Below are 14,842 nucleotides of genomic sequence, written 5' to 3'. Positions count from 1 at the left end.
TCTGAATGCGCGGGCTTCTTGGCCCGCGTTTTCGTCTCAGCCGAACTTTTCGTTCAGCCCAAACTTTTCTTTCAGCCAAACCTTCGGCAGCGCCGGCACGAAGTTGCCGTCGCGCCCGGTCATGTCGTCATTGGCGACCAGGGCGTTGAGGATCGATTCCTCCACCGCCTGGATCACGGCGTCGAAGAACGGATCGATGTCGGTATCGGGAATGAAATCGGCCTTGGCGATCCGGCCCGACGGCGCCAGTGCGGCGGCAGGATTGGCGGTCGAGAAGGCGAGAAAGATGTCGCCCGAGCTGTGATAACCGAAGCCGCCGGTCATGGCGACGCCGAGCGGCACGCGGCGAGCCAGCCGCTTCATCTGGTGCGGCAGGAATGGCGTGTCGGTGGCGACAACGGCGATGATGGAACCCTTTTCGGCGCGCGGCGTCCCCTCGCGGATCGCCGGCTCCGCGAGTTCGGACCCGGCACGCAGGCCACGCAGGGTAAAATTGCGCCGTTTGCCGAAATTCGACTGCACGAAGGCGCCGACCGTGTAGGAATGTCCCTGCCACGCGACCATGCGCGACGCCGTGCCCGAACCGGCCTTGAAGCCGAAGGTGATCATGCCGGTGCCGCCGCCGACGCTGCCTTCCTCGATCGGGCCGCCGGCCGCGCTGTCCAGCGCTTCAGCAACATGCTCCGATGTCAGATGGTGACCGTTTATGTCGTTGAGAAACCCGTCATAGGTTTCCGCCGCCACCGGCAGGCCCCAGGCGCTGTCGACCGCGGCCGGCAGCACCTGGTTCATCCAGCGCAGCGTGCCATCGCGTGAAACGCCGCAGGAATGCGTGTTGGTGATGGTGATCGGGAAGTTGAAAGCGCCGGTTTCCTCGATGATGTGCGAGCCGGTCAGCTCACCATTGCCGTTCTGGCTGAAAATGCCGGCGAAGACCGGCGTAGCCAGGTCGGCTAGCGGTCTTGGCAGGATCGCGGTGACACCGGTGCGCACCGGTCCCTTGCCGACGACCAGCGCGCCATCGCCTGAAATCAGCGTCGCATAGCCGACCGCGACGCCCGGCACGTCGGTGATCGCGTTGAACGGCCCGGGCGTTCCGTCGAAGCCGATGCCGAAGCTGCGCGCGCGAGGCTTGCCCGATGGCGTGGCCAGATGGTTCGGATTGTCGGTCATGGTCAGAACAGCGACCCCTGATTGCCGGGTTCCTTCGCCTTGGCCGCCGGCCTGGCAGCCGGCTTCGGCCTTGCCGCACCGCTGGTTGCCACCGCATCCGCCGTGCCGTCGGCGAACTCCAGCGAAAGCGCCATCCCCGATGCCACGTCGGCCGCCTGCTTGATGACGGCGCCGTCGGCATCCTTCACCAGCGCGAAGCCGCGCGCGAGCACGGCCTTGTGCGACAGCGTGGTCAAGAGCCGTTCGGCCTGGCTCAACTGGCCGCGCAGGCGCTCGAGCCGCAGCGAGATGACCCGATCCTGCCGCCTGGCGAGGGCCGCCAGAGCATCCCCTTGCAGTTTCTGCCGGCGTGCGATCGGCGCGGGCGACAGCCGCGTCGCGGTGCGCGCGAAGCGTGCGCGCCGTTCGCGCACAATGGCAAAGAACGCCGCCTGCGCGCGGGCAAGGTCACGCCCGGTCAGCGTGCGGGCCTCGTTGATGCGCCGCGACAGCGTCGCCGGCGTCAGCCTTTGGCCCTGGAGGCGCGCCCGCTTGCGATCGACGCTCACGGACAGGCCGCGGCCGAGCCTGGATGTCGCCTCGTCGAGGCGCCGGCGCGGTAGTGCCAGCAATTGATCGGGCGAGGGCAGTGCGCGCGCCGCCGCACGCGCGGCCTGCCGCTTGCGTTCGAAATTGCGCAGCACAGCGGCCTTGAGCCGCGCGCCGAGGCTGGCCAGCGTCGCTTCGAGGTCGGCCTTCACCGGCACGGCGATTTCGGCCGCGCCCGTCGGTGTCGGCGCCCGCACATCCGCGACGAGGTCGATCAATGTCCAGTCGGTTTCGTGACCGACAGCCGAAATCACCGGAATGCCGGAGGCCGCGACGGCGCGGGCCAGCGCTTCGTCGTTGAAGCCCCAGAGGTCCTCGAGGCTGCCGCCGCCGCGCGCGACGATCAAGAGATCGGGGCGCTGGATGGCGCCATCCCAGGCCAGCGCGTTGAAGCCGTTGACGGCATAGGTCACTTCCACGCCTGACGTCTCGCCCTGCACACGCACCGGCCAGACCAGCACATGCAGCGGAAAGCGGTCCTTGATACGGTGGATGATGTCGCGGATGACGGACCCGGTCGGCGAGGTGACGACGCCGATGACGCGCGGCATAAAGGGCAGCCGGCGCTTGCGGCCGGCGTCGAAAAGCCCTTCCGCCTGCAGCCGGCGCTTGCGCTCTTCCAGCAGCGCCATCAGCGCGCCGGCGCCGGCCGGCTCCAGATTGTCGATGACGATCTGGTAGTTGGACTTGCCGGGGTAGGTGGTGAGCTTGCCGGTAGCGATCACCTCCATCCCTTCCTCGGGGCGGAATTTCAGCCGGCTCATCGTGCCCTTCCACACCACGGCGTCGAGCCGGGCGCGGTCGTCCTTCAGCGCGAAATAGGCATGGCCGGAGGAATGCGGGCCGCGATAGCCGGAGATTTCGCCGCGCACCCGCACATTGCCGAAGACGTCCTCGACCGTGCGCTTCAGTGCGCCGGAGATCTCGCTCACCGTGTATTCGGTGGCGTTGGTGCGTGATTCGGATGCTGCTTCGCTCATCGGTCGATTGGGGGCCGGTTGGCGCCGCACGTCAAGGCGCCGGCGTCGCCCGCATGTCATAACGCAATCTTATCGCGATCTTAAGCCTAGTTTAGTTGACTGCCGCGCAACGCAGCTGGCCAAGGAAGCATGAGCACACGCGCACATCGGAGCCCATTGACGTATCAGGTCACGCTGACCGTGCTGGCGCTTGCCGCCTTCGCGCTTGTCATGTTCGTGGGATTTGGGTTCTACGCCGCCGTGCAGGCTGACCACGTTTCGCTTGAACGCCAAAAGGTATTCTTCGCCAATGGCTTGCAGGACCAGATCGCCGCCGTCGAACGCGAGCAGGAGAGTGTCTCGGTCTGGGACGATGCCGTCACCAATGCCAAATCAGGCAATCAGACGTGGATGGCCGAAAACCTCAGTGTCTGGATGTACTCCTACTACGGCCACAACCGCGTCTACGTGCTGGATGATGCCAACCGTCCCATCCACGTCATGCGTGAGGGAAAGGTGGTGGCGCCGGACCTCTATGCCGAGGACGAAACCGCCTTGCGATCCACCATCGAAAAGCTGCGTGGCCTGATCGCCCGGCCGCCGGAGGAGACTGGGGGCGGCGGTCCGGTCAAGATGGTTGCCGAGGATCTAATATCGCTCGGCGGCAAGCCGGCCATCCTCAGCATCATGCCGCTGATACCGAGCTCCGACCGCGTCACCCAGGCGCGGGGCAGCGAATATCTTCATGTCTCCGTCGAGTTCATCAACGACACGGTTATCGACAAGATCGCCCGAAAATATCTGCTGGATGGCGCGCATCTCCTGTCGCTGTCGCAACCGACAGGCTCGGCGGCCATTCCGCTGCTTGATTCGCGTGGCGTTATCCTGGGCTATATCGCTTGGGATCAGGAGCGACCCGGCCTGACGCTGATACGCAAGGCTGGCCCGGCCTTGATCGTCGCGATGCTCCTCGCGGCGGGCGTGCTGGCATTTCTACTGCGGCGTCTGCGCCGCGCATCCACGGCGCTGCAGACCAGCCGCAACGAAGCCCAGTATCTTGCCTTTCACGATACGCTTACAGGCCTGCCCAACCGAGCGCTGTTCGAGGACCGGCTGCGCCGCGCCCTGCTGATCGCCGGCCATGATGCCGCCAAGGTCGCGCTGCTCTACCTCGATATCGACCGCTTCAAACATGTCAACGATACACTCGGTCATCCGGCTGGCGACGAACTGGTGCGCCAGACCGCGGCCAGGCTGCAACGGACCATTCGCGATGTCGATACCGTGGCGCGGCTTGGCGGCGATGAGTTCGCCGTCATTCTCATCGACATCCACGGCGTGCGCGATGCCGAGGATGTGTCGGAGCGACTGCAGCAACGGTTGCGCGAACCGTTCAAACTGATGGACGACCAAGTCTTTGTCAGTGCCAGCATCGGCATCGCCTTGTCGACAGGGCCCGAGGCCGACGCCGACGATCTCTTGCGCAAGGCCGACATCGCGCTTTACGAGGCCAAGAAAAATGGTCGCGGCCGCTACCAGGTCTTTGCCGGCGACATGGACGATCTGCTGCTGCGCAAGCGCAAGGTCGAAAGCGAACTGCGCAAGGCGCTGATCGGCGGCACCGGTATCAAGCTCAACTATCAGCCTGTGTTTGCCGCTGACGGCCGGGCGATCCTTGGCGCGGAGGCACTGATCCGCTGGAGCCACGAAGTCCATGGCGCCCTACCGGCGGCGCAGTTCATTGCCATCGCCGAGGAACGCGGCATGATCGGCGAACTCGGCAAATGGGTGCTGCTGGAAGCCTGCAGGTTCGCCGTTCGCACGGCGCTACCATGGGTGGCGGTCAATGTGTCGCCGCTGCAACTGCGCGACGCCGGGTTTCCCGCAATGGTCGCGGCGATCCTTGCCGAGACCGGCCTCGCGCCGGCACGTCTGCAACTCGAGATCACCGAAAACGTCCTCCTGGAAAACAGCGATATGACCGCGGCGGCCCTGGCGGCTCTGCGCCAGGCCGGCATCGGCATCGTGCTCGACGATTTCGGCACCGGCTATTCGTCGCTGAGCTATCTGCGGCGCCATGCGATCGACAAGCTCAAGATCGACCGTTCCTTCGTGCGCCTGCTCGGCACCGAGGGCAATTCGACGGCAATCGTCAATGCGCTGATCGACCTTGCCATCGCGCTCGACGTCGATGTCACCGCCGAAGGCGTCGAGACCGAGGAGCAGAAGGCATTGCTCGTCGGCATGGGTTGCCATCAATTGCAAGGCTACCTGCTGTCACCGCCGCTCGAGCCGGTTCAGTTACTTGGCCTGCCGGGCCTGGCTTTGCCCGGCGAGCAGGGCGGTCAGGCCACTGCCCGCGCCTGAGACCCGCCTACCAGCCCGGCAGGATCTGGTTGGCCTTTGTCCGCCTGATCTTGGCGTAGGCAAGTGCCGCGAAATCGAACGTCCCGGCTTCTTCGACGAGCGGCACCGAGATGTTGTCCAGGCTCTCCGAGATGTGGCGGGCGAGCGCGTCGACGATCTCCGGCCGAGAGGTCTGGCCGCGCATGATGCCGATGCGGCAGTCGGGCAGGGCGCCGAAGCCGTCGGCCTCGCCCAGCACCCGCATGCCGGGCCGGAGCGCGCATTCCGGCAGCACCGAGATGGCCAGGCCCGAAAGCACCGCGGCGGTGATCACGGTCGCCGAGAAGCTGGTGAACAGGATGCGGTAGTCACGGTTCTGCTGGTCCAGCACATCGACGGCGGCGCGCCGCCAGATGCAATTCGGCCGGCCAAAGGCCATCGGCAGCGTTTCCTGTTCATGTGTCGCATGGTTGGCCGAGGTGACCCACAGCAGCGGCTCGCGCCGCACCACTTCCGACTGGCCGCGCACATCATTGTGCGTCACCAGCGCCAGGTCGAGATTGCCGCGCCTGATGTGCTCGACCAGCCCCGGCGTCGGCTCGCAGATGACGGTCAGTTCCACGCGCGGGTTGGAGCGCGTGAAGCGTGCCATGATCTCCGGCAGGAAGCGGTCGGCATAGTCGTCCGGCGTGCCGATGCGGATGGTCCCTTCGAGCCGCTGGTCGTCGAAGGCGGCGAGCGTTTCGCGGTTGAGGTAGAGCAGCCGCCTTGCGTAGGAGAGCAGCTTGTCGCCTTCCTCCGTCAGCTTGTTGTTGCGGCCCTCCTTCTCGAACAACGGCTTGCCGATCCGCTCCTCGAGCCGGCGCATCTGCATCGACACCGCCGACTGCGTGCGAAGCACCTCTTCGGCTGCCCGCGTGAAGCTGCCGGTATCGGCAATTGAAATGAAGGTTTGCAACTGATCGAGATCGAGTGGCGCTTTCATTGGTCCAATCCATCATTGATGTTGATGCCTAGGATTAAAAACATTCGTTGGATTAATCAATCGGCTGATGGCAAATTGCCGACATCCACATGAAGGCATGTGAATCGAAGCCGGAACGGACGCTGTCGCCAGCGCCGACCGCTTGGCTTTGTTCGTTCGAAACTGAAGGAGACCGACATGACCACGATCGATTTCGCCACCGAGACCTCGCGCATCACCTCGCGTCCGGCCGTTGCGATGCGCGTGGCCAATACCGTCTTCAATATCTACCGCGCCTGGAAAAACCGTCGCGCCTTCTACCGTCTTGGCGAGATGTCGGACGCCGAGCTCGCCGATATCGGCCTGACGCGCGCCGACCTCCACGTTGCCATCGACGTGCCGTTCGGCCGCGACCCGACGGCGATGCTGCGCGAAATCGCCAGCGATCGCGTGGAAACGATCGAGGACATCGCCCGCAAGGTGGCCTGATCGGTTGATTTTCGGTCCTGCTGAACCTTTTCAGGGTTCAGCGCGACCAAGGTTCTGCAGGCTCCCCACTCCCTGCCGGTTCCCCGCCGTCCTGCCTGCACGTTGCCCGGTCCTCCCAAGGACCGGGCTTTTCTTTTTCTGGTCCACTCGGAAATGGCCGTAGCCCAGTTGAATTACCGCCGATCCATGTCCCGCTTGAACTGGTCGAAGATGTTTTCGACGCCCTTCTGGTACTCGTCGCGCTGCTGGGCGCCGGTTTCGAACATCTTGCCAAACAGATCGTCGAACGGGTTTCTTGGCCGGCCGCTCGGATTGGTCTGTGACTGCGGGGCCTGGCGCTGCTGTGGTGCCTGCGGCTGCGGCGCCGGCTGTCCGCCGGGCATGCCGAAGCCGTCACCGCCGCGCAGCATCTCTTCGAAGATCTTCCCGAGCGGGTTGTCGCCGTAGGGGCTCTGCGTTTGCTGGGGCTGCGGCTGCGCCCCGCCTTGCGGCTGTGGGGTACCACCGCCGAACATGTCCTGCAGCACCTTCCCCAGCGGATTGTCGCCATAGGGATTGGGGGCCGGCTGGCTTTGCGGTTGCGGTGCGCCGCCGCCAAACATGTCCTGCAAGACCTTGCCGAGCGGGTTGTCCATCGGGTTCTGGGGCTGCGGTGCCTGGCGCTGCTGTGGCGCCGGCGCGCCCATGCCGCCGCCTTGCCGCATCATCTGCTCGATGATCTCGCCGAGCGGATTGTTGCCGCCGCCGAAACCGCCGGCGGCCTGCATCTGGCTTGTCGTCTGCTTGAACAGCCCGCCCATGACCATCGAGGCGATCGCCGGCAGCATCTGCTGCAGGATCTGCTGGCTCACGCCGCTCGCCTGCGCCGCCTGGCTGGCCACGGCGCGCGACAGGTCTTTCGAACCGAACAGGTGTCCGAGAATGCCATTGCCTTCGTCAACGCCTTGCGGCGAGAAGGCGCGGGTCGCATCCTCGAAATATTTGGCGTGCTGGCCGCTTGCCATCGCCGTCATGAAGGCGCCGAGCCCATAGGGATCGGCGGTGTTGCGTTGCAGCCCCTGCGAAAAGGCCGGCAGCAGCGCTCCGACCGCTGCCTGTGTCTGCTGCAGCGAAAGCCCATATTGCTGGGCAAGCGCCTGCATGCCGTTGCCGTTCTGGGCCTGCGTCAGCATGTCGAACAAGGTGGGCATCGGCGTCTCCTCCTGAATTCCTCGGGGAGGGAGCCTAATTCGTTTCAACGGTCGATTGAAGCGGCTTTTGCCGCTCCTTAACGCGCTGGGTTAATAGGCGTATTCCATGAACACCGGCTCGATCGAGCCACCCCAACGCGTGTGGTAGGCCGAAAGCATCTCCTCGGCGCTGGTCGTGCCGCGTGCGACCACCTCGTCCAAAGTGTTGAGGAACGAGGTTTCGTCGTAGCCGTCGCGGTTCTTCTTGCCGCGGTTCTTCAGCCCGGTGCGCGAAATGGCCAGCACGTCGCGTGCGATCTCGCGCAGCGTGGCGTTGCGGAAGGGCGCGGCAATGCCGAGTTCCGGCACGGCGTTGCGCATCGCCAGCACTTCCTTGTAGGTCCAGCTCGCGGTCAATGCCTCGGCCGCGTCGAGCGCCGCCTCGTCATAGAGTAGCCCCACCCAGAAGGCCGGCAGCGCGCATATGCGCCGCCACGGGCCGCCATCGGCGCCGCGCATTTCCAGGAAACGCTTCAGCCGCACGTCGGGGAACAGCGTCGACAGGTGGTTCGCCCAGTCGCCCATCGTCGGCAGCCCGTCCGGCACTTCGTTGCGCGCGGCGCCCGCCATGAACTGGCGGAAGGTTATGTGCGTCATGTCGTGATAGTGGCCGTCGCGGATGACGAAATACATCGGCACGTCGAGCGCCCATTCGACATAGTCGGCGAAACCGAACTCGGGCGAGAAGCAGAATTCGAGCAGGCCCGAGCGCTGGTTGTCGGTGTCGCGCCAGATGTCGCCGCGCCAGCTCTGCAAGCCGTTCGGCCTGCTTTCAGTGAAGGGCGAGTTGGCGAACAGCGCCGTCGACAGCGGCTGCAGCTTCAGCGAGACCTGCATCTTGCGGCGCATGTCGGCCTCGCTCTCGAAGTCGAGGTTCACCTGGATCGTGCAGGTGCGGTACATCATGTCGAGGCCCTTGGTGCCGACCTTGGGCATGTAACGCGTCATGATCTCATAGCGCGACTTCGGCATTTTCGGCGTTTCGGCCAGCGACCATTTCGGGCTGCCCCCGAGGCCGAGGAAGCGGATGCCCATCGGCTCGGCGATCTCGCGCACCTGCGCCAGATGCGCATTGCCCTCGCGGCAGGTCTGATGGATCGTCTCCAGCGGCGCGCCGGAAAGCTCGAACTGGCCGCCCGGTTCCAGTGAAATCGCGCCCTGGCCTGTCGGTTCGACCAGGCCGATGATGCGGCCGTCGTCGATGATCGGGTCCCAGCCAAGCTTTGACTGCATGCCTTCGAGGATGGCGCGGATGCCGCGCTCGCCGCCATAGGGCACCGGCGCGTTGCCATCGACATAGAAGGGGAATTTCTCGTGCTCCGTGCCGATGCGCCACTTGTCGCGCGGCTTGTTGCCTTCGGCCAGGTGCTCGACGAGTTCGTCGATGCCTTCGATCGGCCGGAAATCGGTTGTGTCGCGCGCCATGATCAAGCCCTCAGAGGCGGTCGGGCGACCGCCGGCGGTAAATGGACGAAATGTCAGTAGCCGATCAAGCGAAAAATCCTGAGCCACAGGTCAAGAGGAATTGAAGGCCACGATCCGGGCGGCCTCTTGCAAGACGTGACGTCCTACCAGTCTCCAACAGTTGCCTGCATCACCGCAAGTGCGGCCACGGCCGCCGTATCGGCGCGCAGGATGCGCGGGCCGAGCGGAATGGCGGTCACGAAGGGCAGGGCGCGCAGCATCTTGCGCTCCTCATCCGAAAAGCCGCCTTCCGGCCCGACCAGCAGCGCAAGCTGCTTTTCCTTTACCGCTTGTAAGGCAAGCAGCGGATTGTTGGTCGAAGCGTCCTCGTCGCAGAAGACCAGCCGCCGCTCCTTGTCCCAGCCGGTCAGCAGGCGTTCGAATTTTTCCGCTTCGCGCACTTCCGGAACCGCCAGTATGCCGCATTGTTCGGCGGCCTCGACGACATTGGCACGCAGCCGGTCGATGGACGGCTTGGCCACTTGCGTGTGCTGGGTGATGACGGGTTGCAGGATGCCGGCGCCCATCTCGACCGCTTTCTGCACGAGATAGTCGAGCCGCCCCTGTTTCAGCGGCGCGAAACAATAGATGAGATCGGGCAGGGGCGGCTGCGGCCGTTGCAGCGCCAAAACCTTGAGTTTGACCGCTTTCTTCGACTTTGCCGCGATGGCCGCCGACCATTCGCCGTCCCGGCCATTGAAGACCAGGATCTCGGCGCCTTCGCCAAGCCGCAGCACATGCATGAGATAATGGCTCTGCTGCCGGTCGGCATCGAACTCGGCATCCGGCCCGAGGTCGTCAGGCACGAACAGACGTTGCATCTTGTAATTGGCGCGCATCGCCGAGGAATGAGCGAGCCGGCCGCCTCCGTCAAGCCTCGGCGGACGGATGCCACACCGGTCGAAAGCCACGCCTCAGGACGGCAAGCGTTGTCTCCGGGGTCAGCAGCATAAGCGCCGTGTCTTCCAGTTGGCCAAGGCCGGCGGGTGGACCATATCCGGCAAAGGACCATCGCAACGCCTTGCCGTGACGCAAGGCATAGGCGTTGCCGCCAGTAGCGACCACCGCGCCGTCGGGCAGGCCGGCCAGATCGTGCATTGCCACAGCAGGGCGTTTGCCACCCGACGCCAGCCGCTCCTTGTGCAGCCTTTTGTCGACCTGCGGCGCGCGCGGCTCGGCAATGCCGAAGGCTTCGCCGAAGCGGCCGACAAAATCCCTGGCCCGTTCTCGCTGGCAAAAGAAACAGGGGCGATGACCGGCGGCCAGCGCCGTCACCTCGTCGAGGAAGAACAGCTCGGTCCAGCCGGCTTTGCCGCCAGGACGGTTGCGGCCCATCGGCTCGCGCCGCACATTGCGGAATTGGCACACGCAGATGATCCAGGCCTGAAGCGCCCAGCGCTTCTTCAGCAATGTTCTGGTCGCGGGGTCGTGGATGATGCCGCGATTGCCGGTGAACAGGCCGCGCTCGGGCACGGCGTGGATGGCGCCGAACGGATCGACCCGGTTCTGCAGTGGCATAGTTTTCTCTCCGAACACGCTTCTTGGCTGCGATACGGATGGCATGATATCGCTCGTGCCATCATTTTCATGTCAGCAGGGTTTTGCGATGCGGGTGCTGGTGGTCCAGAACTACGACAATACCGGCCTCGGCCAGGTCGGTGCGGCTCTTGCGGAAGCCGGCGCCGATCTCGATGTGCGCCTGCCCTACAAGGGCGATCCGCTGCCGGAAGACGCGACCGGGCACGATGCGATGGTGGTGCTCGGCGGTGGCCAGAATGCGCTGGCCGATGACGAATATCCTTATTTCCCGGCGCTGCTCGAACTGACCCGCGATTTTGCCGGCAAGGACCGCGCCGTGCTCGGCATCTGCCTCGGCAGCCAGTTGGTCGCCCGCGCCTTCGGCGGCGAGAACCGCATCGGCGGCGCCAATGAATTCGGCTGGCGCGGCGTGTCGCTGACGCCGGACGCCAAGGCCGATCCGGTGCTGGGCGCCCTGCCGGAAAAGTTCCCGATCTTCCAGTGGCACGACGACACGTTCGAACTGCCGCAAGATGCCGTCCGGCTCGCCGGCAACGAAGTCGCCGAAAACCAGGCCTTTCGTGTCGGCCGCGCCATCTATGGCTTCCAGTTCCATTTCGAGGCCGACCGGCCGATGGTGAAGGACTGGAGCACCTCCTTCGCCTCGACCATCGCCTCGCGGCATCCCGACTGGGCCGACAGGCTCGATGGCGAAATGGCGCTTAACGGACCCGACGCCGATGCCGCCGGTATTGCCATTGCCCGCGCCTGGGTCGCCACGATCTAAGCGTCTGCCCCCGGGTCATCGCGTGACATAATTGGCACGCCGCCGTGAAACCGGCTGGGGAAAACCCCTTTCATCCTTGGCTTGTGTCCGACCGCCATCCTAGAAGGCGCGCGCTCTGCATCGGCTGTGCAACCGGGAATGAACCTTTTGTGTGGCCCGTGCGACACACCACCGATACAGAACGCGCCTAGAAGCGCGAAATCGTCGAAACTTTGAAGCGAATTCTCCGTTTCAACGCATTGGTAACCGCCTGGTGCACAGATGCACGAAGCTCAACAAGAGATGACGTCCGTGAAAGCAGCGCTTCTGTCCTTTGCCATGTTGTCCGCCATCGTGCTGTGCGGTCTGGGCATCTATTCCGCCGATGCCGCCAACAACCACAACGCCGTCGACGGCTACGGCGTCACCGCCTCGCTTCGCTAAAAGCCGGCTCGCTCGCGACGCATTCCTGCGACGCGGCTGGGCTCAGGCTCCCTTTATCGCCATTTCCAGGATGCGTTTGTCCGCGCCGTCGACGACGAGCGCGGTCAGCATGCCTGATTGCCAGGCAAGCGTGTCGACATTGACGCGGTTGGCCATCACTTCCGCCTCGGGCACGGGTGTGTGGCCATGCACCACGATCTTTGGGAACAGGCCGGTGTGATCGTGGAAAACGTCGCGGATCCAGATCAGGTCCTGCGGGTTTTGCTTGTCCAGCGCAATGCCTGGCCTGATGCCGGCATGGCAGAAGAAGAAATCGCCTGAGGTCACCGAGAACGGCAGCGAGCGCAGGAAGTCGACATGGCCGGGCGGCATTGCCTCGAGCAGGGCCTGATGTCCGCGTCTCATCGTCTCCATCTTGCCGAACCAGCTGGCGTCGGCGGTGAGGGAAACGCCATAGGACAACGCCGTCTGGACGCCGCCAAAGCGCATGAAAAGCCCCTCCGGTTCGGGGGTTCTGAGAAAATCGAGAAAGCCGATGTCGTGGTTGCCGGCCAGCATCAGATGGCGCGGATCGCGTTCGCGCGCCGCGATCAGGAAATCGATGACGCCCTTGGAGTCCGGTCCGCGGTCGACATAGTCTCCGAGGTGGATCACCCGCCAGTCCCGAACCTGGTCTCTCGCGATCTCGGCCTCGATCTGCCCGTGCATGGCGGCCAGCAGGTCGAGCCGGCCATGCACGTCGCCGATCGCGTAAAGACGCACACCCTCCGGCCCATGCGCGTCGAGAAAATGGATGCCGGGTTCCGCCAACGCCTCGTGGTCTCCGTGGTCAGGCTGTCACCGGACGCTAGCGCCGGAGCTGGTCCTTGCCCATGTCGGTGACCAGACGCTTTCCGCACAGARCCAGCGTGATGTCCATCTCCTTGCGGATGATTTCCAACGCTTTGGTAACCCCTTCCTTGCCGAGCGCGCCCAAGCCGTAAAGAAACGGCCGGCCGATATAGGTGCCCTTGGCGCCGAGGCAGAGCGCCTTCAGCACATCCTGGCCRGAGCGTATGCCGCCATCCATGTGCACTTCTATCCTGTCGCCGACCGCGTCCGCGATTTCCTCCAGCACCATGATCGAGGACGATGCGCCGTCGAGCTGGCGTCCGCCATGGTTGGAAACCACGATCGCGTCGGCGCCGGTCTTGGCCGCCATCAGCGCGTCTTCCTTGTCGAGGATACCTTTCAGGATCAGCTTGCCGCCCCAGCGCTCCTTGATCCAGGCGACGTCCTTCCACGACAGCTGGGGATCGAACTGCTCGTTTGTCCAGGACGACAGCGAAGAGACGTCGCCGACACCCTTGGCGTGGCCGACGATGTTGCGGAAGGTGCGGCGCTTGGTGCCGGCGATGCCCAGGCACCAGCGCGGCTTGCTGGCCAGGTCGATAATGTTGGCCAGCGTCATCTTGGGTGGCGCCGAAAGCCCGTTGCGCACGTCCTTGTGGCGCTGGCCGAGAACCTGCAGGTCGAGCGTCAGGACCAGCGCCGAGCATTTCGCCGCCTTGGCGCGGTCGATCAAATCGCACACGAAATCCTTGTCGCGCAGCACGTAGAGCTGGAACCAGAACGGTTTCGTCGTCACCGAGGCGACATCCTCGATCGAGCAGATGCTCATCGTCGACAGGGTGAAAGGCACGCCGAATTCCTCGGCGGCCTGCGCCGCCAGCATCTCGCCATCGGCGTGCTGCATGCCGGTCAGGCCGGTGGGCGCCAGCGCCACGGGCATCGACACTTTCTGGCCGATCATGGTCGATTCCAGCGAGCGGTTGCTCATGTCGACCAGCACGCGCTGGCGGAACTTGATCTTCTGGAAGTCTTCCTCGTTGGCCCGGTAGGTGCTCTCGGTCCAGGCGCCGGAATCGGCATAGTCGAAGAACATCTTGGGCACGCGCCGGCGGGCGAGATCCTTGAGGTCTGCGATGGTGAGAATGTCGCTCATGCTGGTCCCCGCTTGATCTTGCTACTAGGAGCGCCTGCGCGCCGGTTCGGTATCGCCGGCTTCCGAACGCTGCCGCAGCCGCAGCCGTGACACGCGTTGCCAGTCGCCGCTGCGCTCGGCTTCGGCCATCGACCGCTCGACATAGGTCATGTGATCCATTGCCGCGTGCCGGGCAGCGTTGGGATCGCCGGCCTTCACCGCGGCATGGATTGCCTTGTGCTGCGCCAGCAGCGCCTCGCGCGCGCCGGGCACGGTGAAGACCAGCAGCCGGTTCTGGAAGACGCCTTCCGACAAAAGCCGGTAGCACGAGCGCAGCGTGTGCAAGAGCAGGATGTTGTGCGCGCATTCGCAGATCGCCTGATGGAACTCGACGTCGATCTCGGCCTCGTCGTCGAAATCGCCGGTGCGATGCGCCTCGTCCATGCGCGCCATGATGCGGTCGAGCAGCGCCAGATCTTCCGGGGTCGCGCGCCGCGCCGCATATTCGGCGGCTATGCCTTCGATCTCGCGGCGGTATTCCAGATAGTCGGTCACCGCCTTGCGATGCATCGAGATCAGGTCGGCCACCGGCTTGGTGAACAGCTGGCCGATAATGTCGGCGACATGCGTGCCGCCGCCGGCCTTGGTCGTCAGCAGCCCGCGTCCTTCCAGCGCCTTAAGCGCGTCGCGCAGGATCGGCCGCGACACGTCGAACTGGCGTGCCAGCTCGCGCTCGCCCGGCAGCCGGTCACCGGTGCGCAGCACGCCTTCGAGGATGAGGCTCTCGATCTGCTGCACCACCTCGTCAGCGGTGCGCGAATGCTCGATCCTGGAAAAAATGTCGCTCAACAGCTGTGCCTGGGAATTGAACCGGTGTCGCGCAGGATAAAGCCTGGGTCGCCAACTGGTCAAATTATTTATCCAATTGGTCGAAGCACG

14 protein-coding genes are annotated in these 14,842 nt (G+C 64.6%); 4 read left to right on the top strand and 10 right to left on the bottom strand.

The window, feature by feature from the left end:
* Window positions 1-36 precede the first annotated feature (36 nt).
* Window positions 37-1,173: a DmpA family aminopeptidase gene (locus AC1DPX_RS22860; RefSeq protein ID WP_477239720.1), complete on the bottom strand. Its 1,137-nt coding sequence runs from the start codon at window positions 1,171-1,173 to the stop codon at window positions 37-39.
* A 2-nt stretch (window positions 1,174-1,175) separates the two neighbouring features.
* On the bottom strand, window positions 1,176-2,741 hold the full coding sequence (gene xseA, locus AC1DPX_RS22855) for an exodeoxyribonuclease VII large subunit (protein WP_202355882.1): 1,566 nt from the start codon (window positions 2,739-2,741) through the stop codon (window positions 1,176-1,178).
* 156 nt (window positions 2,742-2,897) lie between these two features.
* Here xseA and AC1DPX_RS22850 point away from each other — a divergent pair, with 156 nt between their 5' ends.
* Window positions 2,898-5,087 (top strand): bifunctional diguanylate cyclase/phosphodiesterase, encoded by a 2,190-nt coding sequence (locus AC1DPX_RS22850; protein WP_477239719.1) that lies wholly within the window; start codon window positions 2,898-2,900, stop codon window positions 5,085-5,087.
* Between the two features lie 7 nt (window positions 5,088-5,094).
* On the opposite strand, the gene AC1DPX_RS22845 is transcribed toward AC1DPX_RS22850, so the two are convergent.
* A complete protein-coding gene (locus tag AC1DPX_RS22845) occupies window positions 5,095-6,051 on the bottom strand; it encodes a LysR substrate-binding domain-containing protein (protein WP_202355880.1) in 957 nt (318 codons plus the stop codon).
* A gap of 177 nt (window positions 6,052-6,228) precedes the next feature.
* Here AC1DPX_RS22845 and AC1DPX_RS22840 point away from each other — a divergent pair, with 177 nt between their 5' ends.
* Window positions 6,229-6,519, top strand: a complete 291-nt coding sequence (locus AC1DPX_RS22840; RefSeq protein WP_202355879.1) for a DUF1127 domain-containing protein — start codon at window positions 6,229-6,231, stop codon at window positions 6,517-6,519.
* Between the two features lie 173 nt (window positions 6,520-6,692).
* On the opposite strand, the gene AC1DPX_RS22835 is transcribed toward AC1DPX_RS22840, so the two are convergent.
* From AC1DPX_RS22835 to AC1DPX_RS22820, 4 genes are all read right to left on the bottom strand, one after another.
* Entirely contained in the window at window positions 6,693-7,709 is a 1,017-nt protein-coding gene (locus AC1DPX_RS22835) for a DUF937 domain-containing protein (RefSeq protein ID WP_477239718.1), read from the bottom strand.
* Between the two features lie 90 nt (window positions 7,710-7,799).
* Window positions 7,800-9,173, bottom strand: a complete 1,374-nt coding sequence (locus AC1DPX_RS22830; RefSeq protein WP_477239717.1) for a glutamate--cysteine ligase — start codon at window positions 9,171-9,173, stop codon at window positions 7,800-7,802.
* Between the two features lie 143 nt (window positions 9,174-9,316).
* Window positions 9,317-10,051 carry a 16S rRNA (uracil(1498)-N(3))-methyltransferase gene (locus AC1DPX_RS22825; RefSeq protein WP_477239716.1) on the bottom strand — a complete coding sequence of 245 codons (735 nt, stop codon included), beginning with the start codon at window positions 10,049-10,051 and terminating at the stop codon, window positions 9,317-9,319.
* Between the two features lie 31 nt (window positions 10,052-10,082).
* Entirely contained in the window at window positions 10,083-10,730 is a 648-nt protein-coding gene (locus tag AC1DPX_RS22820) for a hypothetical protein (protein WP_477239715.1), read from the bottom strand.
* Window positions 10,731-10,818: 88 nt separating this feature from the next.
* On the opposite strand from AC1DPX_RS22820, the gene AC1DPX_RS22815 reads away from it, so the two are divergent.
* Complete coding sequence (locus tag AC1DPX_RS22815) at window positions 10,819-11,517, top strand: type 1 glutamine amidotransferase (protein WP_477239830.1); 699 nt, start codon at window positions 10,819-10,821, stop codon at window positions 11,515-11,517.
* 291 nt (window positions 11,518-11,808) lie between these two features.
* Window positions 11,809-11,940 (top strand): hypothetical protein, encoded by a 132-nt coding sequence (locus tag AC1DPX_RS22810; protein WP_257784452.1) that lies wholly within the window; start codon window positions 11,809-11,811, stop codon window positions 11,938-11,940.
* Window positions 11,941-11,982: 42 nt separating this feature from the next.
* Here AC1DPX_RS22810 and AC1DPX_RS22805 read toward each other — a convergent pair whose 3' ends face one another.
* Genes AC1DPX_RS22805 through AC1DPX_RS22795 form a run of 3 tightly spaced genes read right to left on the bottom strand, consistent with a single transcriptional unit; the run spans window position 11,983 to window position 14,752 of the window.
* Window positions 11,983-12,750 carry a metallophosphoesterase gene (locus AC1DPX_RS22805; RefSeq protein WP_477239714.1) on the bottom strand — a complete coding sequence of 256 codons (768 nt, stop codon included), beginning with the start codon at window positions 12,748-12,750 and terminating at the stop codon, window positions 11,983-11,985.
* A gap of 37 nt (window positions 12,751-12,787) precedes the next feature.
* Window positions 12,788-13,924 carry an alpha-hydroxy acid oxidase gene (locus AC1DPX_RS22800; RefSeq protein WP_477239713.1) on the bottom strand — a complete coding sequence of 379 codons (1,137 nt, stop codon included), beginning with the start codon at window positions 13,922-13,924 and terminating at the stop codon, window positions 12,788-12,790.
* A gap of 24 nt (window positions 13,925-13,948) precedes the next feature.
* Window positions 13,949-14,752, bottom strand: coding sequence for a FadR/GntR family transcriptional regulator (locus tag AC1DPX_RS22795; protein WP_010914418.1), 804 nt, complete (start codon window positions 14,750-14,752; stop codon window positions 13,949-13,951).
* Between the last annotated feature and the right edge of the window lie 90 nt (window positions 14,753-14,842).

The organism is Mesorhizobium sp. 01N446 (assembly GCF_056399285.1).
The sequence above is the reverse complement of the archived record's forward strand: the minus strand, read 5'-3'. Positions and strand labels throughout refer to the sequence as shown.